The sequence below is a fragment of the Corynebacterium sp. HMSC055A01 genome (genome assembly GCF_001809405.1).
Lineage (GTDB): Bacteria > Actinomycetota > Actinomycetes > Mycobacteriales > Mycobacteriaceae > Corynebacterium > Corynebacterium hesseae.
Genome location: NZ_KV797591.1, coordinates 1 through 24,369 on the forward strand (window position 1 = coordinate 1; position 24,369 = coordinate 24,369).

The window sequence follows — 24,369 nt, forward strand, 5'->3', positions numbered from 1 at the left end:
CATCATGGACCACTTCGACCGCCGCCGAGGAGGTTTCTTGTGTGATTTTGGCAGCTAGTTTTGCGTCCACTTCAACTGCCGTTATCGCCCTCCCCAAGTGGGCCATCGGGTGAGTGAGGGCACCGCTTCCTGGCCCGATCTCAATGATGGGGCCGGAGGTTTGTTTCACAAGATCGACGATGGAGTTGATGATCTTGTGGTCTGTGAGAAAATTTTGGCCATGCTCGTGACGGCCGTATCCGTATGCAGACATCAGGTGTGCTCCTTGGATTTGAAAGGGAGCCGGGCATGACAAATAGCCGCCCGGCTAAAGGACCGGAGCGGTTTTTAACCTACGGGGTAGGAAACCGCCTTAGCGGTTGGTGCGCAACCGCAAGAAAGCGGTACCTGAAATCAACATGGGTCTAATTATATCCATTTAAATTCGCGGGTGTGAAGTGCCCCGGGTTTTGTTCCTAGGCGTTTGCCTTGATTTCTATTATTGCTTGCGGCGGGTGCTGGTCCCAAAATTCGGTTTCCACTTCAGCTGGCGTGCGGTAGCCCAAGCTTTGGTGAAGCCTCGTCTCGTTCCACCATGACACCCACTCAAACGTCGCGATTTCCACCTCGACAACCTCATCCCACCTGCGAGTATGGATCAGCTCGTTTTTGTAGGAACCATTAACGTTTTCCGCCAGAGCATTGTCATAGGAGTCGCCAACAGTTCCGGTGGAAGCGGCAATCCCGTGCTGGGCAAGACGCTCGTTGTAGACAACGCTGACATACTGCGAGCCGTGATCCGAATGATGAATGAGACCTGTTGTTTCCTCAGCAGACGCGATCGCCTGGTTGAGAGCTTGCAGCGGCAACGCTTCGGTGCGCATGGAATCTGATAACGCCCACCCAACGATCCGTCGGGAGTAAACATCGGTGACAAACGCGGCATACACAAAGCCTTTCTTCGTGCGCACGTAGGTAATATCAGCCACCCACAGCTTGTTCGGGCCTTCGGCTTTGAATTCTCGCTCCACCAAGTCCGGGCGCAAATCCGGCCTTTGAGGTGTGCGAGTGGTCATAGGCGAGCGGCCTTTGCCTTTGCCTGATACACCGGCTAGACGCATCAGCCGCGCGGTTTGTTCACGACCGATATCGATTCCGTCACGATGAAGAGCATGCCACATTTTCCGCACACCGTAGATGCCGTAATTATCCCGATGGATAGCACTAATGCGTTCAACCAGCACAGCATCACGAAGGCCGCGAGCACTTACCCCACGGGCCTTGGACTGACGATACCCACGCGAGGTGATGAACCCACCAGCGCGGTTTTTCTTCAACGTCTTACAGATGAACTCGACAGAGAAACGATTCCGGTATTCATCGATGAACCGGATCATTTCCGACGTTTTGGGTCGAGTTCCGACGCGAAAAAAGCTGAGGCAGCCTTTAAAAGTTCATTGGTGTCGCGTAGCTCTTGATTTTCACGGCGTAGCCTCGCGTTTTCCGCGGCCAAGTCTTCAGGCACGGGTTCTGGGATGTTTCCCGCACGGCGGGCCTGCCAAAGTCCATTGACGGGCTGTGTGCCATGACACCCCCAGCTTTGGGGCTACTGCCTGGCACGCGGCTTGCATCGACATATTTTCCGCCAAGATGCGGTCCTCTACAAGACGGACCACACGGTCCTTTGCATCCTGGTCAAATTTTCTTGGCATATTCCAGATTTCCCATCTACTCAGACGGAACAAAACCTGGGACACTTCACTCCTATCCATCTTCACACTCCTTCCACCTGAAGTGTTTGAAGTGGAAATCTTCAATTATGGTAGCCTTACCTAAACTAGGTATAATCTTTATACTTTCCGAAGGGAGTCTCTGCCGCTGCAAACACCAGCCCTGAACGGGATTCGGTCTCAACCAACGGTGGTACCGCTGGGGCATCGGCCAGCACCAGCTGAATCCGCAGGGGCGAACCACTAATTTCCATGGTGCAGACGGCAGCGTCCGATTGCAACTTTGGTGCAGATGTATCGCAGCGCCATTCGCTTCAACGGCCTGGAGGCCGCAAATGAATCGGATGTGCTGCGTATCTACCGCTAGAAACCGCAGCACATTGGAGACCAGCCGCCAAAATGGGCGAGGTTTAGAAGATGAGAAGCGAGGGCCGAGACGAATGTTAGTCCGAAGTTGAAGGTGGCTGCGAGGTTGAAATCCATCCGGAAATATCGCGAAGTTCTGGGAATTTCCCTTCCCATCGCTGGAGTACAACTCGCCGGAGTTGCATTGACCACCACGGACGTATTGATGCTGCAGTCCGTGGGCGTACTGGCGATAGCCGGCGGCGGCCTAGCGATGCAGCTTTACAACCAGATCCGCACGATGTGCGTGGGCATGGTGACGGCCGGGGCAAATCTTGTGGCTGAAGCAGCAGCAAAAATGGAAAAAGAGAAAACCTCTTGTCAAAATTGCGAGGCGGGAGCAGAACAGATCCGGCGGGCTGTGCGCTCCTCCTTCGCGGTGGCCACTGGCACTGCAATTCTCGGCGCGTTACTGGTCATCGCCCTAGGCGGATTGGTCCTTGTTCTGCCCATCGACAAGCACGTTGCCCAACTCACCTTCGCCATGACCCTTGCGCTCGCACCCGGGTTAGTCCCGATGATGTGGCTCAACGTCCTGCGCCAATTCGCCGTGGGCATGCGAAAACCCGGCTCCCTGTTAACCATCACGCTGATATCGATATTTATAAATATCGCATTGAACTGGTTATTTATGACATGGGCAGCCTCGGATCACTGGAAGGTAGCGGGCATCGGGCTTTCTACAACTGTCATCCAACTGCTTACCTTCCTGGCCTTCCGGATTGTGGTACTGCGCATTCCCGAGCTACAGCCCTATTTCCACATCCTTCCGTGTAAAGGAGATGGGGAGACTATCTGCCGCCTCGTCCGCCTCGGGGTACCAGTCAGTCTGACCTATGGCTCGGAGGCTGCAATAACAACCATCGCCGGTTTAGTGATGGGGACCTTTAGCCCACAGATGCTAGCGGCGCACAATATTGTGAACCAACTGGCGTACATCGTTTACCAAGTGTGCATCGGCTTTTCTCACGGCGGCTCGGTGCTGATCACAAGGGCTCGGGCCGAGAGTGCCGACTCAGTGCGCGAGATTACCCGACGCATATTGTTCGTCGTGGTCACGTATCTGGGAATAATGGGCGCGCTGTGGCTTCTGTTGGGCAGGTGGGTACTGCATCCTTTCTTAAAAGAGGCAGATCCCACCACCTTTCACATTGCCGTCCTGCTCCTATGTCTCGCGGTACTGCAACAGTTCGCCAAAGGAATCCAAAACGTGGCAGTGGGCCTACTGAGAGGCCTGAAAGACACCACCTCAGGGCTACGCTGCACCCTCGTCGGGTACTGGCTGGTTGGCGTCCCCGGGATTCTGATATTTGGAAAGCTCCTCGGATGGGAAGGATATGGCGTCTGGTTAGGACTCATCATGGGTTTCGCAACCACGGCGGTACTGCTGCTACGCACATATTCCCGCCGACTGAATGAACTGACTTAACGGGAATGTTGGGGGTAAAAGTTTCATCACCCATTGTAGATAAACAAAGGTATGGCTAACCTAATAGATCCACTTGGAAGAAAGGATTGCCTTGTCCCTCACGACAACTAGGGCTCGCGGTTTTAAAACCCCACGCGCCCCTCACCACCGAATGGCCCGCGTAGTCGCCTCAGCCGTCACCGCCACTGCCCTCCTTATGACCGCTGCCTGCAGCACTAACGATGAACAACAGACCGCAGATGACGGAGAAAAGCAACAGATCACCGACATTCTCGGGCGCGAAGTCGAGGTCCCGAAGAACGTCGATCGGGTCCTCATGGGCGGGCAACGGATGCTTTACACGACATCCATCCTCAACAAAGAAAACCCGCTCCAGGGCATCGTTGCCTGGCCAGATGACCTGGAGCAGAACGACCCTGGCACGTACAAGAAGTACGAACAGAAATTCTCAGAGATCGAAGATATTGAGCAAACTGGTGAAGTTTACGACGGCTCGATGTCCGTTGAGCAAGCTTTGAATTCCCGTCCAGATGTCTTCATTGTCTCCGCAAGCAGCTTCGAAGCCGCCCAGGATGCTGGCATCGTAGACGGTCTAGAAAAGGCCGGAATCCCCACGGTTACCGTCGATTACTTTACCGACCCGGTGAAGAACACCGCACCGAGCGTGCGCTTGCTCGGCAAGGTACTCGGCCACGAGAAGGAAGCGGAAGAGTATGCCGAGTTCTATGAGTCCAAGGTGAACATGGTTCAGGAGCGCCTAGAAAAAGCCAAGGCCACCCCCACACCGACCTTCCTCTGGCGAGCTCCCGGCTACTTCGACTGCTGCTCTACCTTCGCTAAGTCCAACCTAGCCCAAATTGTTAACGCAGCGGGTGGCGAAAACGTGGGCGACGATATGATCGACGCCAAGCAGGGGCAAGTCTCTCCCGAGGCGCTAGCTGAAAAAGACCCAGACGTCATCATCGCCACCGGCGCAGACTGGACCGGCGCCAAGCAGCAGCCAAAGAAGAATGGCTTTGTACCCCTGGGCTACGACGAGTCCACCGAACAGGCAGCCAAAGACTTCCAACGCGTTGTTGACGGGCAACCTGTCCTTAAGGAAATGCGGGCGGTCAAGAACAAGCGGGCCTACGCTGCGTGGCATCACTTCTACGACTCCCCATACAACTACCTAGCCATCGAGTGGTTTGCCAAAGCCATGCACCCCGACCTGTTTTCCGATGTCGACCCGCAGGCCGATTTGGAAGAACTACATGAAAAATTCCTCCCTGTGGAGGCTAGCGGCACCTTCTGGACTGGTTTGCCATGAGCCACGGAGCACGAGCGCAATCAATTGCCACCGGAAGCGAGGTGGACGACCAAAACTCTACCCCGCAACGGCAACGCCCCCGGTCAAACTGGTACCGAACAGCTAGCAGGCGAAAGGTAGCGATCATCGCAGGGCTTACGGCCCTGCTATGCGTCACCATTGCCATAGATTTCCTCATCGGCAGCAGTTTGAACGCAAATGAGGCGCTCTACGTGCTCTTTCACCCCAGCGATTCCCGCCCAATTGACTGGCAGATCATCTTTGATATACGTCTGCCTATGACCGTCACAGCGGTGCTCATCGGTGGCACCCTCGCTGCTGCCGGCGCAGAGATGCAAACCATCTTGGATAACCCCTTGGCAGAGCCCTATACGCTGGGCATTTCCGCCGCTGCGAGCTTTGGCGCAGCCTTTGCCACCGTCTCAGGATTCACCGCGGCGGGAATCGGGGCAGCGCTGGGAATGGCGGGCAGTGCTTGGGTCTTCGCCCTCGCGGCCTGTGCGGTGATCGTCCTATTCTCTCGGTCAAAGAGCTCTGGTACCGAGGGAATGATTCTGCTGGGCATAGCCATCGTGTTCCTCTTCGATGCTCTACTAGCGCTAATGCAGTACCTCGCCTCGCAGACCCAATTAGAGCAGGTGGTTTTCTGGACCTTGGGCAGCCTTACGCGCGCTACGTGGCCTCAGATCGGCCTTCTCGCGGTCATCTCACTAATCGGAATTGCTTACTTCTACCGCAATGCGTGGACGCTGACCGCGTTTCGAATGGGCGACGACCGCGCTAGGTCCATGGGTATCAATATCCCAAAGCTGCGCACGTACACGCTGGTGGGAGTCTCCCTTATGGCGGCAACTGCCGTTTCGATGGCCGGGACAATTGGTTTCATCGGACTCGTCGGCCCACATATCGCCAGGATGCTCGTTGGTGAGGACCAACGCTTCTTCCTCACCACGTCCATCATCTCAGGTGCGCTTTTGCTGACCTCAGCCTCAGTGGTATCCAAGCTGATCCAGCCTGGGGCGATTCTGCCTGTCGGCATCATCACCGCGATTGTGGGCGTTCCCGTGTTCGTCGTCCTCATTGTTTTGCGACGCCGCCCCCGAACTGTCTCCTCAACCTAATGATCGCCTCTCCCAGTACTTCCTGCCCCAGAAAGGACCCCCTCGTGGAACAACCGCCCACGGTTCCGCCAGAACCCACACTCCGGGTAGATAACCTGTGCTTTTCCCATGGAGACGAACAGATACTGAATGACGTATGTCTCCCAAAGATCGAAGCTGGAACCGTCACCGCCCTCGTCGGCCCTAATGGCGCTGGTAAGTCGACTTTGCTGCGCTGCATGGCTAACCTATGCCGATTCAGCGGCGACGTCACTGGGCCCGAGGCAGTATATTTGCCACAGGATCCCCCGCCGGAAAGCACCCTTACCGTATTCGAATCGGTACTTCTGGCACTCCAGCATTCCCGGACGGGATTCAGCGGACTACGGGTAGCCACATCCACACAGGACCGAGTCAGCTCGGTCCTCACGCGGCTGGGGCTAGAAGACCTAGAATCCCGAACAATGTCCCAGCTCTCCGGCGGCCAGCGTCAATTAGTAAGCTTCGCCCAGGCCATCGTATGCCGGCCGCAGGCATTACTACTGGACGAGCCAACCAGCGCTCTTGACCTAAGAAATCAGCTCATCCTCATGGAGCATATTCGCACCTATGCAGCTGAAGCACCCGCGGCGGTCGTGGTTTCGATGCACGATCTTTCACAAGCAGCGCGCTTCGCTCACCGCATTGCGGTACTCCACGCGGGCACTGTATACGCACACGGAGCAGCTAAGGACGTGTTAACCGCAAAAATGTTGCGTGAAGTCTACCGCGTAGATGGAAAAGTCACCCTTACTGATGACGGTTCTGCAGCAATCACCACATCCAGAGCCATATAAGGGGCTTGAAGTGCCCCGAGTTTTGTTCCTAGGCATGTTCCTTGATTTCTATTATTCCCTGTTGCGGGTTCTTCTTCCACAATTCGGTTTCCACCTCGGCTGGGGTTCGATATCCCAGGCTTTGGTGGAGCCTTACCTCGTTCCACCATGACACCCACTCGAACGTCGCGATTTCTACCTCGACAACATCATTCCACCTGCGAGTATGGATGAGCTCATTCTTGTAAGAGCCGTTAACGTTTTCAGCTAGAGCATTGTCATTTCAGTCACCGACGGTCCCAGTGGAAGCGGCAATCCCGTGCTGGGCGAGACGCTGGTTGTAGACAACGCTGACGTACTATAAGCCGTGATCCGAATGGTGAATAAGGCCTGTTGTTTCCTTCGCGCTCACAATCGCTTGGTTGAGTGCTTGCAGCGGTAATACCTCGGTGCGCATCGAGTCCGATAATGCCCATCCGACGATCCGCCGGGAGTAAACGTCAGTGACAAACGCGGTGTACACAAAACCCTTCTTCGTACGCACGTAGGTAATGTCGGCCACCCACAGCTTGTTTAAGGCCTTGGGCTTTGAACTCACGCTCGACCAAATCCGGGCGCAGATCCGGCCTGTTGAGGTGTACGGGTTGTGATTGGTGATCCGCCTGTGCCTGTGCCAGAAACACCAGCTAGGCGCATCAGCCGGGCGGTTTGCTCACGACCGATGTCGATTCCGTCACGGTCAAGCGCATGCCACATTGTCCGCACGCCGTAGACACCGTAATTATCCCGATGAATGGCACCAATGCGTTCAATCAGCACAGCGTCACGAAGGCGACGAGCACTTAAGCCCACGGGCTTTGGACTGGCGATAACCACGCGAGGTGATAAACCCACCAGCCCGGTTAATCTTCAACTCCGGTGCAGATGAACTCGACAGAGAAATGATTCCGGTATTTATCGATGAACCGGATCATTTCTTAACGTTTGGGGCCTGGTCGTGAGGCGAAAAAGCTGGTCAGCACACGCACATGCAAAGAGCATCCCTGAATACGGCAACAAAGCAACGAAAATGGTGACTTTCACCCCGGTGTGCTTGAAGGGTCGTACAGGCGCATTTTCGTACCTGCCCAATCCACCTGCATCGTATGCCCTGGTGCATGGGTGATCCGGGCGGTAAGCCCGGCCGCGTCGACATGGCAGGCAACCAATTGGCGGAACCGGTCGTAGCTGTAGTGACGCTGGCCCGGCTGGGCCAGCGTTGTGGTGTAGCGAGCCCACAATACTTACAATGTTAGCTTCACACGTCTTGTGCGTGCTTTGACGACCGCGTCAAAGTCAATCGGGACGAACGTGCCTTGCCCGCTACTGCGCTTATCTACGAAAATCGCGTCCAACTCGTTATTGATGGGCATGTGAAATATGACGGAATCACCTACGGCAAACCGGTGGATGAGGTCATCCGGGCGGAGCGGCAGCGTGAAAAGCACATCCAGAATCTAGGCTTTGTTGTCTTGCCGTATTCCCCGAGCGAATTGCTTTATGAAAGACCACGAGTGGTCAGTGAGGTGCGGGCAGCGCTCAAGGCTGTGAGGTCGCACCGTAGCGCATAGTGGTGGGGTGGAAAGCGAGCCTCATCAAGCACCGCCGAGTTTAGATGGTCCTTCTACTTTGGTTTCTTAGTGCTGATAAGGGACCATCTCCACACCAAAACCCCATACAAATGGTCCCTTTGCTGAGTAAAGGGGACCAGAGTAAGGGGACCATTTGCGATGAGGGTGGCGCAGGCTAGTTGTTGAGCGGCTTGCGGGTCGCGGCCATGTGCTTGGCGCGCTCCACGTTGGCGGGCAGGAGGACCAGCGGTACGTCGTACTCCACCTCGCGGTCGCAGAACTCGGTGAAGCTCAGCGAGCCGGAGCCGGTGTACATCTCGGCGAGCTTGGCCACGATGACGTGGTCATTCTCGGTGGTGCCCTCGATAGGCCAATCGCGGTCGAGGGCGGGGGAGCCGGAGTACATCTCAATCTCCTCATCGGCCGGCGGGGTGTAGGAGCCGGCCAGGGTGGCGGCCTCCTCCATAGCGCGGGCGAGGACGTGGTCGTAGGACATGAGCACGACATCATCCGAGGACAAAAAGCCAGCCTTCTGTGCCTCGAAAGCAGACGAGAAGTTGCGGGCGGACGCGATGAAATCGAAGGCCTTCTGGTGATAGTCTTCGACACCGGCCGCCTTGAGGCGCTCCAGCGAGGAGATGGTGCCGGTCCAGCCGGGGTAGAGGCCCACGGTGCGCTCCGGGAAGCCAAGGCGGGTATCGGCGTGGGCCACGATGCGGTCGCAGGCCAGAGCGGTTTCGAAGCCGCCGCCCAGAGCGACGCCACGCACAGCGGCCACGACCGGAACCGGGGCGAACTTAAGGGCGCGTAGGGTGGTCGAGCCGTCCGAAAGGAGGGATTCGACGAGCGAGGCATCGCCGGACTCACCAGCGGAAGCGATGGAAGCGAGGTCTGCGCCCGCGCAGAAAACCGGCTTGTCATTACCAATAACCAGCGCGACGAGGTTCTCCGAGGTCACGGCGCCCAGAGCGGCACGGATGACTTCGAGGGCGGGCGTTGGCAGGGAGTTCATCGGGGTGTGTAGGTCGATGATGCCGATGCGGCCAGCCGGGGTGGAGACCGCGTGGACAGCGCCCGCCTCCTGAGACACGATGGTCTCCGCATCCAGAGAAGCCAGGGTGACAACACCCTCGCGCGGCGCGAGTTCCTGACGTTCTCCCTGAGAAGAGAGCACCGAGCCCTTGCCGTAAAAACCGCCCGCCGAAGCCGCGGCGGAGACCAAGGCCGGGACGTTGGAGCCGTAGGCGGAGGCGACCCAGTCGATGCCGATGGCGTCGGCAAGCGCGAAGATGCCCTTCTTCCAGCCGAAACCAAGAGTAAGGCCCTCGTCGATGAGGCCCACGTGGTCCGCAATGTCAGGTGCGACCTCGCAGCAGTACGCCAGCGTGCCGAGGAAGACGGCGCGGGCAAAACGGCCGCCCGGCGAATCGGTCTCCATGACCTCGCGCGGATCTTTGAGTCCCACGACAGGATCGGTGGGCTGAGTGCGGGGTACGTATTCGTAGGAGGCGTTGATGACCTCGTCACGGCCGCGGTAAAAGCCGCCGTCACCGGTGCGGCCGGTGAGCCCTCGAGAAACGAGACCTTCGATAAAGGAGTCATCGCCGAGGGGGACGTCAAGAAGCGGATCGCCCGCCGGCAGGGCCGTCTCCAAAGACTTCCAAATCGGCTTGACCAGCTGGAGGCCGATGTAATCGAGCAGCCCGAAAATACCGGTGCGCGGAATGCCGAAGGCACGGCCGAAGGAGGCGTCGGCAAGCTCGTAGCTCACGTCGAACTCGCGGGCGCGTGCCACACCGGCGGCCATCCAGTAGCAGCCCACGCGGTTGGCAATGAAACCCGGGGTGTCGCGGCACTCGAGAGCAATCTTGCCCAGGGTTTGCTCGATGGTCGTGCGCAGCGTGTCCTCGGTCTCTCCAGAAGCGATGAGCTCCACCAGCCGCATGACCTTCGGCGGGTTGAAGAAGTGCGTGATAGCGAACTTCTCGCGGCGGGCCTCCGGCACGCCCTCCAGGAGGGAGGCCAGCGGCAGGGTCGAGGTGTTCGAGCTCAACAGAGCATCCGCAGACAAATAAGGCTCGATGGCCTCGTAGAGCGAGTGCTTGGCGCCGAGGTCCTCGAAGATGGCCTCGATGACCCACTCGCGGTCCTCCAACAGCGCGTAGTCATCGCTGGCGCGCACGCGCTCGGCGAACTCTGGCAGGTGGAAGCCTTTGCGCTTGAGCTGGATGTCGACGCCGCGCTGCGCGCCTTCCGCGTTCTGGTCCAGCAGCACGACGTCCATGCCCGCCGACGCACACAGCGCGGCGATGCCCGAACCCATAGAACCTGCGCCGATGACGGCTACCTTGGTGATGCTCATTTACTTTTCTCCATTCTCAATAGTCATGGCGATTCCCTGACCGCCGCCGATGCACATGGTGACCAGGCCATAGCGCTTGCCCTCGCGGCGTAGTGCATACGCCAGTTTGGTCAGCAGGATGACGCCCGTGGCACCGACCGGGTGGCCGTGCGCAACGGCGCCGCCATAGATATTCGTCTTCGCCGGGGCGAAGCCCAGCTGGTCCTGCACGGCGATGGCCTGGGCGGCGAAAGCCTCGTTGGATTCGATGAGGTCGATATCCTCCAAGCTCAGCTCGGCCTTATCCAGCGCCTTCGGGACGGCAGCGATAGGGCCGATGCCCATACGCGTCGGGTCCACGCCCGCGATGGACCAGGACACAATCTTCGCCAGCGGGTCCAAGCCACGCTTGGCCACCTCTTCCGCGGTGGCCAGCACGGCGGCTGCCGCACCATCGTTGATGCCGGAGGCGTTGCCGGCGGTGACGGTTCCGTCCTTAACAAAGACCGGCTTGAGCTTCGCCAGCTTCTCGACGTCCGTCTCTCGCACCGCTTCATCAAAGTCCAGCTCGCCGACGGGGACGATTTCTTCCGCGTGGACGCCCTCCGCGCGGGCCTGGGCGGCGCGCGCCTGGGACTCGGCGGCGAACTCGTCCTGGCGCTCGCGGGTGATGGTGTTATCTGCAGCGACGTTCTCCGCGGTTACGCCCATATGGCCGGTGCCGAAGGGACAGGAGAGCGCGCCGGTGAGCCAGTCATAGAGTTTGCCGTCACCCATGCGCTTGCCAAAGCGTGCGCCTTCGACGGAGTAGGGCGCGTTGCTCATAGATTCCGCGCCGACGGCCAGCGCCAGGGCGCCGTCGCCAGACTGCAGAAGTTGGGCCGCACTGATGACGGCCTGGACTCCGGAGCCGCACAGGCGGTTGACGCCCATCGCAGTGGAGGAGTCCGGCATGCCGACGTTCTTGGCAATGGCGCGTGAGAGGTAGAGGTCCTTCGGCACGACGGGCATGACGTTGGAGGCTACGGCGGTATCGAGGTCTGCACCAGTTAGCCCCGAACGATCAATAGCCACTTCGGCGGCAAGCGAACCGAGCTCGGTGAGGGAAAGTCGGGCCAGGCTACCACCAAATTTTCCGACGGGCAGGCGCGCGGCGCCCGCGATGTAGATGTCTTGGGGCATGAGCTCCTCCGTAGGTTTAACGAATCATCATTAGTTAACTAGGTATCCTAGGTCACTTTTTCGCCGCGTGCAACGGAGCTTCACTGGAAGGTGTGTGAGGGGCTGTAGTTATGGCGTGGGTGTAACGTGCGCCACCCCCGCGTTGTTTACAGATTGTTCAACAACCCTTATGCTTTCACCATCGTTAAATGCGACCTTCGTCACGAAAGGTGCCCAACAATGAGCTTGGAATCAACCAATTCCTCCGCAGCTTCCCAGGAAGCAGCCCAGGGAACTACACAGGACGCGCCGAAAGAAGCGCAAGCCCCCAAGGGCATCGGCGCCATGGCCGGCGCCATGTTCCTTATGGCCACCTCTGCCATCGGCCCGGGCTTCTTGACCCAAACCTCCGTCTTCACCGTGCAGATGGGCGCGGCCTTCGCCTTCGCTATTGCGCTGTCGATCATTGTGGACATCGCCATCCAGCTCAACGTCTGGCGCATCCTCGCTGTCTCCGGCATGCGCGCCAACGAGCTGGGTAACACTGTGCTGCCGGGCCTGGGTTGGTTCCTCGCTGTCCTAGTTTTCATCGGCGGCGTTGTCTTCAACATCGGCAATATCGCCGGCTCCGGCTTGGGCCTAAACGCCATGATCGGCATCGATGCACGCATCGGTGGCCTCATCGCCTCGGCCATCGCCATCTTCATCTTCCTGTCCAAGCGGGCGGGCGTCGCGCTTGACCGCATCGTCGCCGCGCTGGGCGCCATCATGATTCTGCTCATGCTTTACGTGGCGATTGTCTCCCAGCCGCCGGTGGGTGAGGCCCTGAAGAATACCGTCATGCCGGAAAGCATTGACTTCTTCGTCATCACCACCCTCATCGGTGGCACGGTGGGCGGCTACATTACGTTTGCCGGCGCACATCGCCTCATCGACTCGGGCCTGTCCGGCCCGGAGAACGTCGGCGCGATTACGAAGACCTCCGTGCTCGGCATCATCGTCACCGGCATCATGCGCGTGCTGCTCTTCCTCGCGGTCCTGGGCGTCGTCGCCACGGGTGTTGCGCTCTCCGAGGACAACACGGCCGCCGACGCCTTCCGCCAGGCCGCCGGCGAGTTTGGCCTTCGCGCCTTCGGTGTCGTCCTTTTCGCGGCCGGCCTGTCCTCCGTCATCGGCGCGTCCTACACCTCCATTACCTTCGTGACCACCCAGAAGGTCAGCCCGCGGACCCGCAACTTCCTCACCGTCGGCTTCATTGTGGTCTGCGCCATTCTCTTCGGCATTCTTAATTCCGCACCGCAAAAACTTCTCATCTTCGCGGGTGCTTTCAACGGCATCATCCTGCCCATCGCCTTCGCCATGGTGATGTGGGTCGCGTTCAAGCGCCATGACCTCACCCACGGCGTCAAGCAGCCGATGTGGCTGCTCATCGCCGGCGTCTTGGCGCTCGCGCTGGAAATCTTCATTGGCGTTAAATCCATCTCGGGAATCGTTGAACTATGGGCATAATGCAGACTCCCGCAGATGTGCGCGCCTTCGCCCGCGCGCACGACATGACCACCACCGCCGGCCACGCCCGCGGCTTCATGCAGGCTAACCTCATCGCGCTGCCGCGCGAGTACGCCTTCGACTTCCTCCTCTTTGCACAGCGCAACCCCAAGCCGTGCCCCATCGTCGGTGTGCTGGAGGCCGGGCAGTTCACCTCTGAGCTCATCCCGGGCGGGGATATTCGCACGGACATCCCGGCCTACAACATCTATGAGGATGGCCAGCTTACGCAGACGCTTGACGACGCTTCCCCCCTTCTACTCCGCCGACATCGTCTCCTTCCTCATCGGTTGTTCCTTCACCTTTGAGAATGCGCTCGTGGAGAACGGCATTTCCATCGCCCACATTGATCAGGGCCGCAACGTGCCGATGTATCGCACCTCGATTCCCTGCGCGCCGGCTGGAGTCTTCTCTGGGCCGATGGTTGTCTCCATGCGCCCCATCCCCGCGAGCCAGGTTGCCGATGCCGTCCGCATCACCTCCCGCTACCCGGGCGTCCATGGTGCCCCGGTTCACGTGGGCGACCCTGCTGCCATCGGCATCGAGGACTTGTCGCAGCCCGATTTCGGCGAAGCCGTCGACATCCCTGAGGGCACCATCCCGGTCTTCTGGGCGTGCGGCGTGACCCCGCAGGCCATCGTGATGAACTCGCGTCCCAGCCTGGCCATCACACATGCCCCGGGCAAGATGCTCGTCACCGACATCCCGGATCGCGACTTCCTCATCCCTTAATTTCTGTGCGGTGGTGCTACCACCCCAAGCCCTCAGTGCGCCGATACATGGTTCTACTCAGATGGTTCTGGTCAGAAGGTTTGTTTGGGGGCAAACAAACCTTCTTTGAGTGCATAGATGGTTCACTTGGGGGTAAACGAACCTTTTGACCCGAACCATCTCACTCGAACCATGTGGTGCCGGTTAGTTTTGCGCGGGTGGAACCGGCTAACAGGAGCGAAGGCCATAGTGGGGGACTCGGAAACTAAAGGAAGCTAAAGGACCCGGAGAATCGATTCCATCGCGCGCATCAAGTCCGCGCGGCAGGCATCGGCGGCCGCCTCGCGCTCGCCTTGCGCAATGAGGTGAGCCAAGTCGATGTTGGCTTGCACGTGGTTATCGTGAATCTGCGGGTAGCGCTCCAGCGTCAACAAGAAGGTCAAGCGCATGCGCGCCAGCAGGTGCGACATGGAGCGGTCCAGCGTCGGCGAGCCCAAACCGGCGACCAGCTGCTTGTGGAAGCGCTGGTTGATGAGGGGGCGGGGAGCGTCGTTAAGCACTGCGGATTCGGTCAGCCGCACCAGCTCGCCTGGGTCCTCGAAGGTGGCATAGCGCGCCGCGGCCGGCTCGATGGCTGCGCGCGCCAAGTAGAGATCGCGCACGAAATCGCCGTCAGGGGTGGCGATGAACACACCCCTGTGCGGGATGCGCTCCACGATGCGCTCGGAGGCGAGCATGGCGAAGGACTCCCGCAGCGTGTTGCGGGAGCATTCGAAGCGCTCGGCCGCGCGGACCTCGCTGAGCTGGTGTCCGGGCATGTACTCGCCCTCGGAGATGGCGGCGCGGAGCGCGGACGCGACGGAATCAGCAAGCATGCGACTTACAGTAGCCCGCCGCTTAGGAAATCGTGGCGATTACCGCGCCCGGTTCCAGCCTGGAACCCTCCTTTGCCACACGGCTCAGCGTGCCCGCGGCCGGAGCCTTGACCGCGGATTCCATCTTCATGGCCTCAATCGTGGCGATGGCCTGGCCTTCCTCGACCGTCTCGCCGTCCTCGACGTTCCACGCCACGAGGTTGGCCTCGTAGGGGCTGGTCACCTCGTTGCCGCTGGCGCTGGCACCGGAGGCCGCGCTTGCCGACGCCCCCTTCGCCTGCCCCTGCGCCAACATATCGGTGGGGAAGCCCACGCTGACCAGCTTGCCGTCGATCTCCAGCGCAACGCGGGTGCGCTGCGCGTAGATGGCCTCGACGGGGACGGTGGCGCTCGTGGCCTCCGCGGAGGGGCGGTAGTTGTGGTCGAGCCAGTCGGTGTAGATACCGGCTGCGGCATCGGCGTCGCCGTGATCCACGAGGACCTGGGAGGAGACCATATCGCGGTGGAAGGGCAGCACGGTGCGAACACCTTCGATGTCGAATTCCTGGAGGGCCTGCTGTGCACGCTTCAGGGCGATCTCGCGGGTCGGCCCCCAGACCAGAAGCTTAGCCACGAGCGAGTCATAGTAGGGCGGCACGATGGAGCCGGAGCGCACGCCGGAGTCCACGCGGATGCCAGGGCCCGTCGGCGGCTCGAAGCGCACGATGGTGCCCGGGCAGGGGGCGAAGCCGTTGAGGATGTCTTCGGCGTTGATGCGGAACTCGAAGGCGTGGCCATCGGACACAGGGTCTGAAGCTTGCGCTTCAGACGAGGAAGAGGAATCAGACGCGAAGGAGAGGGGCTCCCCGGAGGCAATGCGGAACTGCTCCGCAATGATGTCCACGCCCGTGACCATCTCGGTCACCGGGTGCTCCACCTGCACACGGGTGTTGACCTCGAGGAAGGAAATCGTGCCATCCTCGGAGACGATGTACTCCACCGTGCCGGCACCGGTGTAACCCACCTTCGCGCAGATGGCGCGGGCACCTTCGTGGATGCCGGTGCGCTGTTCGTCGGAAAGCGCAGGCGCCGGAGCCTCCTCGATGAGTTTTTGGAAGCGGCGCTGCGTGGAGCAATCGCGGGTGCCCAGCACGGCGACGTTGCCGTGCGTATCAGCCAGAATCTGCGCCTCCACGTGGCGCGGGTGGGTCAGGAACTTCTCCACGTAGCACTCCGCGCGGCCGAAGGCCTCCTTGGCTTCGCGGCCGGCGGAGTTGAAGGCGGCCTCGATGTCCTCGAGGTTCTCCACCACCTTGAGGCCGCGTCCGCCGCCGCCATAAGCGGCCTTGATGGCGATGGGCAGGCCGTGTTTCTCGGCGAAGGCGCGGGCCTCCTGCCAGTCATCGATGGGATCGGAGGTACCCGGTGCCAGCGGGGCGCCAACCTCCTCGGCCACGCGGCGCGCGGCAATCTTGTCACCGAGCAGCTCGATGGACTCCGGCGACGGGCCAATCCACGTCAGGCCGGCCTCGGCCACGGCGCGGGCAAAGTCGGCGTTCTCCGAGAGGAAGCCGTAGCCGGGGTGGATGGCATCCGCGCCGGCGCGCACGGCGATATCGAGGAGCGCGGGGACATTCATATAGGTATCCGCCGCGGAGTTGCCGGGAAGCGCATAAGCTTCGTCAGCCACCTGGGTGTGCAGGGCGCCAGCATCGGCTTCGGAGTAAATGGCGATGGAGCGGATGCCCAGGTCACGCGCGGTGCGGGCAATACGGACGGCGATCTCGCCGCGGTTAGCAATAAGGACTGCAGAGATCATGGGTGGGTGTTCCTTTACTAGTGTTTAAGCGAGTTCAAAGCGGACCGTCGCCCCCGGCGGGAGCTGTGCGGCGATATCAATATCTTCTTCAAGGACGGTGGCGATGACCGGGTAGCCGCCGGTCACGGCGTGATCGCGAAGGAAAATCACGGGTTCGCCACTTGGCGGAACCTGGACTGAACCTGCGACCATTCCCTCCGAGGGTAGCTCGCCCTTTCGTGCACGGCTCAGGGTCACGGAACCTTCCGGGCCGACCAGACGCACGCCCACGCGGTTGGACTGTGCAGTAACGGTCCACTCTGTGGCGAGGAAGGCCTCTAGGCTTTCGGGAGTAAACCAGTCATCGCGCGGACCGAGCACGCAACGCAGCACGCCCTCGGTCTGTCCGTGCGCGCCTTCCCTAACGCGCATCGGGTTGCTCAGCTGTGCATCGGTCATCGCGGTGGAGCGGGGGAGGACACCGATGACGTCGCCCAGCCGCACCGGCTGCGGCCCCAACCCAGAGAGCACGTCCGTCGAGGCAGAGCCCAGCTCCGCATCCGCCACGATGCCGCCGCGGATGGCGATGTAGTTGCGCAGGCCCACCGTCGCGGGATCCACAGTCACCGTGGAACCAGCGGTGACGAGCACCGGGCGCGCGAGGTGCACCGGCATATCGTCCAGCAGGACTCGGGATTGGGCGCCGGTGACGCACATGACGGCGTCGGTCAGCGCGCGCAGACGGATGCCACCGATGTTCTCCAGCACGGTTGCCCCGCGCGGGTTACCCACCGCGACGTTGGCCGTGGCAGCCGCCGCCAGGTCCGCCGCACCCGAGGGCGTGACACCCAAGTTGCCGCGGCCGGGGCGCCCCTGGTCTTGGAAGAGTGTGAGCAGGCCGGCATCGAGGACCTCCATGCGCGGCAGGCGCGCCGGGGTGCGGCGGCCAAAAGGCGTGGTCGACACCACGTCCGGCAGCGAGCTCACCGCGCGGTAGCGTACGCGGTCACCGGGCTGGACCAGTGCCGGCGGGTGGGCATCAGATTCCCACATCGGAGTTGAAGTAGTGCCCAACAGCTGCCAGCCGCCCGGGGAGACGCGCGGGTAGACAGCGGAGAAACCGCCGGCAATACCGACGGCGCCCGCCGGCACCGCGGTGCGCGGGGTGGCGCGGCGCTCGATGTTGAAATTCTGCGCCGAGTCCGCCGGGGTGCAATAAGTAAAACCGGGCGCGAAGCCGCCAAAAGCGGCGAGCCACTCGGTGGACGTGTGCCAATCAATGAGGCCTTCGCGCGACATGCCCATCAACTCGGCGGCCTCATCGAGGTCCTCGCCGTCATAGAGAACGTCGATCTCCACAAAGCGCGGATCCTCGCCCGCCTGCGCGGTGGGGTGGAAGTCCTGCAGCTTCTCGGCGGCTGCGGCCGCGGAGTTCGGGGTGGCGAAGGTCAGCAACAAGGTGGTGGCTGCAGCAATGGCGTCGACTTGGTCCTTGAGCGGATTGGCGTCGAGGGCCGCGTGCCACGCCATGACCTGGGATAAGTCCTCCAGTTCCACGAGCAGCGCGCGCGTTCCTACGGGGTGAATCTGCATCAGATGGCGCTCCGAATCTCGATTCCGCGCTCCTGCAGCTCGGCGACCACACCGCGCAGCAGTTGCACCGCGCCGGGCGAATCACCGTGCGTGCACACCGACTGGGCATCCACGTTGAGCACGGAGCCGTCGATGGCCGTGATGGATCCGGTTTCGGCGACCTCGAGCACGCGCTTGACGACGTCCCCCTCATCACCCATCACCGCATTCGCTTCGCGTCGCGAGACGAGTGTGCCATCGGGGTTGTAGTTGCGGTCGGCGAAGGCCTCGCGGATGACGGTGAGCCCCTTCTTCTCCGCAATGTCGACGGCGACACCGCCGGGCAGCAGCATGACGGGTAGATCGCCGAAGGCTTTGATGCCGTCGATGACGGCGTGGGCCTGGGCCTCGTGGTGGACGATGGTGTTGTACATCGCGCCGTGCGGCTTGACATAGGCCACGCGGGTTCCGTTGGCCTGGGCCAGGGCTTGGAGGGCACCGATTTGGTAAGTGACTTCGTCGGCAAGCTCGGCAGGAGCGTAATCAATGAAGCGGCGCCCGAAGGCTGCCGGGTCGTTATAGCCCACGTGTGCGCCGACGGTGACGCCTGCTTCTGCGGCCGCCTTGAGGGTGCCCGCGATGGAGTGCGGGTCGCCGGCGTGGAAGCCGGTGGCGACGTTGGCGGAGGAGACGAGCTGGAGCATCGCGGCGTCATCGGCAACGGGGTTGCCGGCGGTGGTTTCGCCGAGGTCAGCGTTGAGGTCTATGTGCAGCGCGCTCATAACAGGAGGACACCTCTTCTGTAGTTCCCAAATTGTTGAACAATCTATGGGTGCCTAGTGTAGCCCGCATCACGTAGGTTTGTGAAGTGTGTCCCGTATCTGTGGATGGGTGGGACGTGAAAACACCCCCATCACGACGGTGATGGGGGTGCGGCTGCCTCGCGCCGGTGGGCCGGCGCTGCTAAGAGCTTCGCGTTTGAAGCTCGATGGTGCAGGAATCAGATTAGAACGGGAGGTTGACTCCCAGTGCCTGTGCTGCGGCCGGTGCGGCTGCGGCCAGCGCGCCTACGACGCCGAGGACGATGACGGCGATGCCCAGCCCAGAAGGCTTGCCGTCCTCGGAGGAGAGCTTGCCCTTGATGTCGTCGGAAGAGCTCTGATTCTCGCTGCTCTGGTCGCCCTTGCCTTCGTCGCTGCTGCCGGCGTCGCCACCCTGGTTGCTGCTGCCGTTATCGCCTTCGGTGCCGGTGCTGGAGGTGGCGTTGGTGCTCTGGCCGGTGGTGTCTTCAGCGTTGGCGGCGGTGACGCCTGCGAGTGCGAGGGCGCCGGTCAGGGCTGCGGCGGTGAGGTTGCGGGAAATGCGCTTCATGTTTCTTACTCCTGGGGTTAGATCGGGAAAGTTTGGTCAACGCCGTATCAGACGATGTTGTCACCGTTAACTGATGTCGACTTCCCACATACTAACCGAGAAATAGTGAGATAGGTCAAACTATTTCCACTTTTTAAGCTACTCCACGCAAATTTTCATGAACGCGTCAGGGTGCGCTGGCGCGTCGGATGGCGCCGGGCCTTGCTGTGGTGAGATGAAACTTCCTGCGTGGTTCGGGTTTTGGGGCCTGCTTGTGCGGTAGTTCATCTGTTGAATCTTTTAACTTCCTCCAAGGGGTGCGGCCAGAAAAGTGGTGGACCAACGGGCGTATAAAACCGCAAAAGCCGCGTCTCTCCACCCCCGGTAGGGGAAGGGAGAGATGCGGATGAGTTGCCTGTTGGCCCTAGGCCTTAAACCTCTTAGATGAAGAGCTTGCGGCGAGCAACGACAGCGCCGGCAGCGATCATGGCTGCGATTGCCAGTGCGGCGAGGCCGCGGGCAACGGTGTTGGAACCGGTCTCAGCGGAGATACCGCGGGACTGTGCTGGGGTCTGTGCGGCGGTGCCTTCAGCAACCTTGCCGCCCTGGGCGATGACCTCGTCCTTGTTCTCCTGCAGCATCTTCTCGGAAGCGGCCTTCTCCTCAGCGGAAGGAGCGTCCTTCTGAGCTGCCTCCTCGGACTTCACGTAGGTCTTGCCATCCTTGGCCAGGTACCAGGTCACGCCACCGATGATGAGGGCGGCCGGCAGGGCCAGCCAAGCCAGCTGCTTCTTGTCGAACTCGGCGCTGGTCGGCTCGGCCTCGGACTCGGACTCGCCGTTGATCGGGTAGTCAACGGAAGACGGTGCGGTAGCCTCGCCGGTGGCTGCCATGTCCATGTCCGGGGCCATCACGCTGGTGGTGGTCGGCGCGTCGGCATCCTGCTGAGCCTGCTGCTGCTCCCAAGCCCACTGTGCCTGCTCTGCGGTCAGTTTGGTGGTTCCGTCCAACTCGCCGTTCTCGTTGCGGTGCTGGTAGCTACCGTCGGCCTGCTTCTGGTAGGTGACGCCATCGACCGTGAGTTCAGCCGGGGCCGGGATCTGGGCAGAGGCAATGGCGGTGCCGCCCAGCGCGAGGGAACCAGCCAGAACGGCTGCGGTCAGGGTGCGGTTGATGCGCTTCATAAGCTTCTCCTTGCGGGGTTTGTGAGGTATGTGAGAGGGATTCAACCCGACGTGAACCACAATAGCCACAACTTTCACATTAGTCACAAGGGTTTTGAAATGTTGCCCCGTAACATGGCGGATGCTTTTCGTGCCAGACGGGTGACATGTTCGGTAGGTTGCGGCCCTCAAGGGCGGCGCTACAAGGTCTGTTAACCTGCAAGAATAAGAACGTTCTTGTCTGTTGAGCTGCGAAAACGTTCGATAACTGTGCGTAGTGGCGGAAATCCCCCTGAACGGGGGATGCTGCATGGGGCTTAGTTCTGTTCTGCGGCAGGATCAGGAGCCTCGGTTACGCCCTCAAACTGCCATCCCACCACGGCATTGCGCACCGCAGCAGCCAAAGGGTTGGCCGGCTGGATGCAGCTGATGGTGAGAAGGCGACCGGGCTGGGCATCGGTGCCCCAGATGCTCTCATCCTGCTCAAGGCCGTCCTTCGACGGATCGTGCAGATCTGTTGCGGTGTACACCAGCCATTGCTCGCCGGAGTTCTGCGTGCGAAGGTACAACTTGTCGCCCACAGAGGCTTTGTGCTCGTCGGCGCTACCGTCATAGAGGTTATTGAACACCGCTGGTACTCCCGCACCGGTATGTCCGGCGACCACCACGACATCCTGTGCATCCGTGCCAGGGAGCGAATAGGGTTTATCCTCCGCGGTGTAGGTACAAGCCTTATTCATCGAGTCGGGGTTGATCTTGTTGTCTTTGATTCGACAGGAGCCTTCTTCAAACTCTGCGCGCACATCAATTGTCGGGATGTACATCTCCACCGCTGGGGAGGGCTCGATGACGGCGGCGGGTTCCGCAACCACATCGGTTGGTTGTGGCGCGGGCGCGTCTGGCTCCTTATTGAACTGGAGCGCGGCGACGATGCCGACGAGAACCATCGCCAAAATAAGGAGAACTCCCAACCCGCGACGGCTGATGGGCGTGCGAGGGCGCGGTGATTTCCGCCGTGGCGCAGGGGTTGTCGTCTTCTTCGGCGTCGTTCGGGTCGGCGCTTGTTGGGTCGGCGCTTGTTGGGATGGCGTTTGTTGGGCAGGCGCCGACGTTGAAGCGGATCGACGGGAAGGGGAAGTTGTCGACGGGGACGAAGCTAGGCGTTCTTGGCTGGGGCGGCGTCGCGGGCGGTAGGAAGGGCGCTCAGGGGCAGTGCTCTCGTGGTCGTGAGTAGAGCCTCGCCGGCGAGCACGCTCGGCGCGCAGATCAATACGGATTCCTTCTTCTGGCAGGCGATAGCTATCGCGCTGTGTCGAGTAGCGAGAATCCATAGTGAGCTCCTGAAGAGAACGATAATTAGAAAGTTACAGTACTACTCGCTAAGTAACTATTCCGTATGCGCTCACTATGGCGGCAGGAGCGGGCATAAAATGCCGCCTGAACTCTCGGCCTGGATGGCTGGCGATGAGGGAAGCCGTTGGCTAATGCCTTCCGTCGGCAGCGAGCTGAAAGTGCAACGCGTAGGTGATGAGCCAGTGGGTGGACATGAAGTGGCCGTCGACAAGCTGCGTTTGCGCGCTGGCTGCTAGTGCTTGGGCGCGTGGTAGGACGGAGGCGTCGAAATGCTCGGCGAGTTCAACGAGCATCCATGCTCTGGTTAGCGCTAGGCCGTAGAGGTGGGCCAGGCGGCCATCGGTTGGGTCAAGCACCTCTGGGATTTGTGTGAGAAATTCCAGTGCTTCGGTGCGGTGGGGAAGAAAGCCGTCGAACCAGTGTGGGAAGTCCGGCAGCACGCGCGACATGAGTAGGGCCTCCGATAGCCCGTTGGACAGGAAATCGTGCCCGGACAGCTCCCATTCGAGCGGGTAGTCGCGGTCTTCGCCGAAAAGGCGGACAGCAGCCTCGCGCACCGAGCTCGCCAGTGAATCCAGCCCGAGTTTCTCCGCGGCCTCGAGGATGAGGAAAAGGTTGAAGGCTGTATTGGAATGCATGCCGTGGCGCACCGGTTGGTTGAGTGATTCAAGCCAGTCGTGGCAGTGCTGTGCGGTTAGCTCTACGAGCTTGTCCATCGCTTCGCCAGGCCGAACGGAGGCGAGCTGCAGCAGCCAGGCGCGCCCATAGGGCATTTCATATCCGGGGTGGGCGAGTAGGTAGTTGTATTCCGTGGTGAGGGCTTCTGCGCTGAGGCGATCGTCGAGAAGCTCGGCAAGTTCTTTCGGAGACTCGGGCCCGAGAATCTTGTTTAGTAGCGCGCCTGAGTACTGCATGTGGACGCTGGAGTGCCAGTCGAAACAACCGTAAAAACTGGGGTGCAGCTCGCGCGGGCGCACGTCGCAGTCTTCTGTGGAAGCGCTCGTGTGGTGCATCGCGGCGGGGAATTCGCGCTCGAGTGCGGCCACAATTGCTTCCGCCCAAGTGCTGGCACAAGTTTCTAGCGTGGTCATGCGTCAAGTATGGCAAAGCTGAAGGTGGGGAGCGCGTTTAAACGCAGGTATAGAAGGCCTGTTCGAATTTGTGGCGTTGGTGTCCGGGCCCCTCGTAGTCTTTGGAGCAGGCATCCAAGGGGCGGGGGATGTGTGGGTGTCTGAAATCGCTGGCAATGCTCTTCGTCTTTGGGGGTTGTCACTAACGAAGAAGGGGGAACTGTGAAGTTCTTGGAAAACAAGCCGACGACATTTAGTAAGAGACAAGTACATCGAATAGGTAGTGCGTTGCGCAATGGGGAATCGGTTGATGAGGAACAGCTCGGGCTGTTCTTGGACCAGCAATCAGCCCTGTGTGAATCGATAATTCAGGAAGCGAGCCAGACTATGACACAGCTTGATAATCAGTTGACGATGACTGCAGACTCCATCGTGGAACCAGATTCAGACAGGTATTTCTTGAGTTCTCGCGTAAAAACGAGAGACACATTGAGAGAGAAATTGAGTCGAATGCCGAGCTTCCCTTTAGAGAACATTCAGGATGTATCTGGCGTACGGATGGACGTCGATGTGACCTTAAAAGAGCAAACTGTACTTGCGAAGCTTCTTTCGCGAGAGCTTGTGAAGGCTGGCGCGAGGAAAGTGATTCTTCGGGATATGCGAGAGGAACCACACTCGGGGTATCGCGCGGTGCACTTACATGTGATGTCAGAGGCCGGACGTGCAGAATTTCAGCTACGAACCGCGCTTCAGTCGCAGTGGGCAAACCTTTATGAAATGGCAGGAGACTTGTATGGAAGGGAAATCCGATACCTCGAATTCGGAGGAAGAATTCCGGCAGAATTTGAGATTGAGATCCGTGCTTTACATGAGGTATCCGAAGTCGTAAACAGGGTGGAAAAGCTCGTAGATATTCTTACCGAGCCTTTCGAAGGAAGCCGGCCTGTTGGCGCAACCCAAAAAGAAGCGCGTCAATTGCGACGGAACATGTATAAGATGCTAGATAAATTAATCCATGAATTCGAAGAACGTCGAGTTCAACGTGACATGGAGGGAGAATAAATCGATGCC

23 protein-coding genes and 2 pseudogenes are annotated in these 24,369 nt (G+C 60.2%); 8 read left to right on the forward strand and 17 right to left on the reverse strand.

Features of this window, described 5'->3' with window-relative positions; genetic code table 11:
* The 4 genes from HMPREF2604_RS09290 to HMPREF2604_RS14345 all read right to left on the reverse strand — a co-directional run.
* On the reverse strand, nt 1–253 hold a 253-nt coding region (locus HMPREF2604_RS09290; protein WP_305764410.1), incomplete at its 3' end, for an rRNA adenine N-6-methyltransferase family protein.
* Between the two features lie 99 nt (nt 254–352).
* Nucleotides 353–418: an erythromycin resistance leader peptide gene (locus tag HMPREF2604_RS14530; RefSeq protein WP_071569110.1), complete on the reverse strand. Its 66-nt coding sequence runs from the start codon at nt 416–418 to the stop codon at nt 353–355.
* 37 nt (nt 419–455) lie between these two features.
* Nucleotides 456–1,376 carry an IS3 family transposase gene (locus HMPREF2604_RS09295; RefSeq protein WP_011117481.1) on the reverse strand — a complete coding sequence of 307 codons (921 nt, stop codon included), beginning with the start codon at nt 1,374–1,376 and terminating at the stop codon, nt 456–458.
* A gap of 120 nt (nt 1,377–1,496) precedes the next feature.
* Nucleotides 1,497–1,691, reverse strand: coding sequence for a transposase (locus tag HMPREF2604_RS14345; RefSeq protein WP_070565251.1), 195 nt, complete (start codon nt 1,689–1,691; stop codon nt 1,497–1,499).
* A 490-nt stretch (nt 1,692–2,181) separates the two neighbouring features.
* Here HMPREF2604_RS14345 and HMPREF2604_RS09305 point away from each other — a divergent pair, with 490 nt between their 5' ends.
* The 4 genes from HMPREF2604_RS09305 (at nt 2,182) to HMPREF2604_RS09320 (ending at nt 6,788) form a co-directional block, all read left to right on the forward strand.
* A complete protein-coding gene (locus tag HMPREF2604_RS09305) occupies nt 2,182–3,543 on the forward strand; it encodes an MATE family efflux transporter (protein WP_231732355.1) in 1,362 nt (453 codons plus the stop codon).
* 151 nt (nt 3,544–3,694) lie between these two features.
* Nucleotides 3,695–4,852 carry an ABC transporter substrate-binding protein gene (locus HMPREF2604_RS09310; RefSeq protein WP_049156259.1) on the forward strand — a complete coding sequence of 386 codons (1,158 nt, stop codon included), beginning with the start codon at nt 3,695–3,697 and terminating at the stop codon, nt 4,850–4,852.
* Nucleotides 4,849–5,973, forward strand: coding sequence for a FecCD family ABC transporter permease (locus HMPREF2604_RS09315; RefSeq protein WP_080975109.1), 1,125 nt, complete (start codon nt 4,849–4,851; stop codon nt 5,971–5,973). Before HMPREF2604_RS09310 ends, HMPREF2604_RS09315 begins: the two co-directional genes overlap by 4 nt.
* Nucleotides 5,973–6,788, forward strand: a complete 816-nt coding sequence (locus HMPREF2604_RS09320; protein WP_070565100.1) for an ABC transporter ATP-binding protein — start codon at nt 5,973–5,975, stop codon at nt 6,786–6,788. Before HMPREF2604_RS09315 ends, HMPREF2604_RS09320 begins: the two co-directional genes overlap by 1 nt.
* 28 nt (nt 6,789–6,816) lie before the next feature.
* Here the strand turns inward: HMPREF2604_RS09320 and HMPREF2604_RS14535 are convergent.
* From HMPREF2604_RS14535 to HMPREF2604_RS14540, 3 genes and pseudogenes are all read right to left on the reverse strand, one after another.
* A pseudogene (locus tag HMPREF2604_RS14535) lies at nt 6,817–7,035 on the reverse strand (integrase core domain-containing protein); the annotation flags it as partial.
* A gap of 90 nt (nt 7,036–7,125) precedes the next feature.
* Nucleotides 7,126–7,365, reverse strand: a complete 240-nt coding sequence (locus HMPREF2604_RS13985) for a DDE-type integrase/transposase/recombinase (protein ID WP_166684816.1) — start codon at nt 7,363–7,365, stop codon at nt 7,126–7,128.
* Nucleotides 7,362–7,661 (reverse strand): IS3 family transposase, encoded by a 300-nt coding sequence (locus HMPREF2604_RS14540; protein WP_311523059.1) that lies wholly within the window; start codon nt 7,659–7,661, stop codon nt 7,362–7,364. Before HMPREF2604_RS14540 ends, HMPREF2604_RS13985 begins: the two co-directional genes overlap by 4 nt.
* 518 nt (nt 7,662–8,179) lie before the next feature.
* Between HMPREF2604_RS14540 and HMPREF2604_RS14225 the strand changes: the two genes are divergently transcribed.
* The gene (locus tag HMPREF2604_RS14225; RefSeq protein ID WP_158014578.1) at nt 8,180–8,377 is read left to right on the forward strand and encodes a hypothetical protein; all 198 of its coding nucleotides are present in this window, start codon (nt 8,180–8,182) and stop codon (nt 8,375–8,377) included.
* A 175-nt stretch (nt 8,378–8,552) separates the two neighbouring features.
* Here the strand turns inward: HMPREF2604_RS14225 and HMPREF2604_RS14445 are convergent, their stop codons facing one another.
* Together HMPREF2604_RS14445 and HMPREF2604_RS09335 are read right to left on the reverse strand one after the other, a co-directional pair.
* Nucleotides 8,553–10,739: a 3-hydroxyacyl-CoA dehydrogenase/enoyl-CoA hydratase family protein gene (locus HMPREF2604_RS14445; protein ID WP_070523530.1), complete on the reverse strand. Its 2,187-nt coding sequence runs from the start codon at nt 10,737–10,739 to the stop codon at nt 8,553–8,555.
* On the reverse strand, nt 10,740–11,900 hold the full coding sequence (locus tag HMPREF2604_RS09335; protein ID WP_070523527.1) for an acetyl-CoA C-acyltransferase: 1,161 nt from the start codon (nt 11,898–11,900) through the stop codon (nt 10,740–10,742).
* Between the two features lie 324 nt (nt 11,901–12,224).
* Here HMPREF2604_RS09335 and HMPREF2604_RS09340 point away from each other — a divergent pair, with 324 nt between their 5' ends.
* Together HMPREF2604_RS09340 and HMPREF2604_RS09345 are read left to right on the forward strand one after the other, a co-directional pair.
* A complete protein-coding gene (locus HMPREF2604_RS09340; protein ID WP_185963349.1) occupies nt 12,225–13,388 on the forward strand; it encodes an NRAMP family divalent metal transporter in 1,164 nt (387 codons plus the stop codon).
* Nucleotides 13,379–14,159 (forward strand): annotated as a pseudogene (locus HMPREF2604_RS09345) (putative hydro-lyase). Before HMPREF2604_RS09340 ends, HMPREF2604_RS09345 begins: the two are co-directional and overlap by 10 nt.
* Before the next feature lie 254 nt (nt 14,160–14,413).
* Here the strand turns inward: HMPREF2604_RS09345 and HMPREF2604_RS09350 are convergent.
* The 8 genes from HMPREF2604_RS09350 to HMPREF2604_RS09390 all read right to left on the reverse strand — a co-directional run bounded on the left by HMPREF2604_RS09350 (nt 14,414) and on the right by HMPREF2604_RS09390 (nt 23,319).
* Nucleotides 14,414–15,013, reverse strand: a complete 600-nt coding sequence (locus HMPREF2604_RS09350) for a GntR family transcriptional regulator (protein WP_070523521.1) — start codon at nt 15,011–15,013, stop codon at nt 14,414–14,416.
* Between the two features lie 22 nt (nt 15,014–15,035).
* Nucleotides 15,036–16,811, reverse strand: a complete 1,776-nt coding sequence (locus HMPREF2604_RS09355) for an acetyl/propionyl/methylcrotonyl-CoA carboxylase subunit alpha (protein ID WP_070565103.1) — start codon at nt 16,809–16,811, stop codon at nt 15,036–15,038.
* Nucleotides 16,812–16,835: 24 nt separating this feature from the next.
* Nucleotides 16,836–18,383 carry a 5-oxoprolinase subunit B/C family protein gene (locus tag HMPREF2604_RS09360; RefSeq protein ID WP_070565106.1) on the reverse strand — a complete coding sequence of 516 codons (1,548 nt, stop codon included), beginning with the start codon at nt 18,381–18,383 and terminating at the stop codon, nt 16,836–16,838.
* Complete coding sequence (locus tag HMPREF2604_RS09365; RefSeq protein ID WP_070565109.1) at nt 18,383–19,144, reverse strand: LamB/YcsF family protein; 762 nt, start codon at nt 19,142–19,144, stop codon at nt 18,383–18,385. The genes HMPREF2604_RS09360 and HMPREF2604_RS09365 overlap by 1 nt, the downstream gene beginning before the upstream one ends.
* A 223-nt stretch (nt 19,145–19,367) precedes the next feature.
* Complete coding sequence (locus HMPREF2604_RS09370; RefSeq protein WP_070565112.1) at nt 19,368–19,733, reverse strand: hypothetical protein; 366 nt, start codon at nt 19,731–19,733, stop codon at nt 19,368–19,370.
* A gap of 419 nt (nt 19,734–20,152) precedes the next feature.
* A complete protein-coding gene (locus tag HMPREF2604_RS09375) occupies nt 20,153–20,896 on the reverse strand; it encodes a hypothetical protein (protein ID WP_070565116.1) in 744 nt (247 codons plus the stop codon).
* Nucleotides 20,897–21,192: 296 nt separating this feature from the next.
* Complete coding sequence (locus HMPREF2604_RS14360; RefSeq protein WP_246818405.1) at nt 21,193–22,206, reverse strand: sortase family protein; 1,014 nt, start codon at nt 22,204–22,206, stop codon at nt 21,193–21,195.
* A 150-nt stretch (nt 22,207–22,356) separates the two neighbouring features.
* A complete protein-coding gene (locus HMPREF2604_RS09390) occupies nt 22,357–23,319 on the reverse strand; it encodes a DUF2891 family protein (protein WP_070565122.1) in 963 nt (320 codons plus the stop codon).
* A gap of 201 nt (nt 23,320–23,520) precedes the next feature.
* On the opposite strand from HMPREF2604_RS09390, the gene HMPREF2604_RS09395 reads away from it, so the two are divergent.
* Complete coding sequence (locus tag HMPREF2604_RS09395; protein WP_070565124.1) at nt 23,521–24,360, forward strand: nucleotidyltransferase family protein; 840 nt, start codon at nt 23,521–23,523, stop codon at nt 24,358–24,360.
* The last annotated feature ends 9 nt before the right edge of the window (nt 24,361–24,369 follow it).

What these genes read in the sequence shown, in the direction of transcription:
- HMPREF2604_RS09295 (WP_011117481.1), bottom strand. Translation starts at nt 1,376, where the DNA reads ATGATCCGGTTCATCGATGAATACCGGAATCGTTTCTCTGTCGAGTTC.
- HMPREF2604_RS14345 (WP_070565251.1), bottom strand. Translation starts at nt 1,691, where the DNA reads ATGCCAAGAAAATTTGACCAGGATGCAAAGGACCGTGTGGTCCGTCTT.
- HMPREF2604_RS09310 (WP_049156259.1), top strand. Translation starts at nt 3,695, where the DNA reads ATGGCCCGCGTAGTCGCCTCAGCCGTCACCGCCACTGCCCTCCTTATG.
- HMPREF2604_RS09315 (WP_080975109.1), top strand. Translation starts at nt 4,849, where the DNA reads ATGAGCCACGGAGCACGAGCGCAATCAATTGCCACCGGAAGCGAGGTG.
- HMPREF2604_RS09320 (WP_070565100.1), top strand. Translation starts at nt 5,973, where the DNA reads ATGATCGCCTCTCCCAGTACTTCCTGCCCCAGAAAGGACCCCCTCGTG.
- HMPREF2604_RS14445 (WP_070523530.1), bottom strand. Translation starts at nt 10,739, where the DNA reads ATGAGCATCACCAAGGTAGCCGTCATCGGCGCAGGTTCTATGGGTTCG.
- HMPREF2604_RS09335 (WP_070523527.1), bottom strand. Translation starts at nt 11,900, where the DNA reads ATGCCCCAAGACATCTACATCGCGGGCGCCGCGCGCCTGCCCGTCGGA.
- HMPREF2604_RS09340 (WP_185963349.1), top strand. Translation starts at nt 12,225, where the DNA reads ATGGCCGGCGCCATGTTCCTTATGGCCACCTCTGCCATCGGCCCGGGC.
- HMPREF2604_RS09350 (WP_070523521.1), bottom strand. Translation starts at nt 15,013, where the DNA reads ATGCTTGCTGATTCCGTCGCGTCCGCGCTCCGCGCCGCCATCTCCGAG.
- HMPREF2604_RS09355 (WP_070565103.1), bottom strand. Translation starts at nt 16,811, where the DNA reads ATGATCTCTGCAGTCCTTATTGCTAACCGCGGCGAGATCGCCGTCCGT.
- HMPREF2604_RS09360 (WP_070565106.1), bottom strand. Translation starts at nt 18,383, where the DNA reads ATGCAGATTCACCCCGTAGGAACGCGCGCGCTGCTCGTGGAACTGGAG.
- HMPREF2604_RS09365 (WP_070565109.1), bottom strand. Translation starts at nt 19,144, where the DNA reads ATGAGCGCGCTGCACATAGACCTCAACGCTGACCTCGGCGAAACCACC.
- HMPREF2604_RS09370 (WP_070565112.1), bottom strand. Translation starts at nt 19,733, where the DNA reads ATGAAGCGCATTTCCCGCAACCTCACCGCCGCAGCCCTGACCGGCGCC.
- HMPREF2604_RS09375 (WP_070565116.1), bottom strand. Translation starts at nt 20,896, where the DNA reads ATGAAGCGCATCAACCGCACCCTGACCGCAGCCGTTCTGGCTGGTTCC.
- HMPREF2604_RS14360 (WP_246818405.1), bottom strand. Translation starts at nt 22,206, where the DNA reads ATGGATTCTCGCTACTCGACACAGCGCGATAGCTATCGCCTGCCAGAA.
- HMPREF2604_RS09390 (WP_070565122.1), bottom strand. Translation starts at nt 23,319, where the DNA reads ATGACCACGCTAGAAACTTGTGCCAGCACTTGGGCGGAAGCAATTGTG.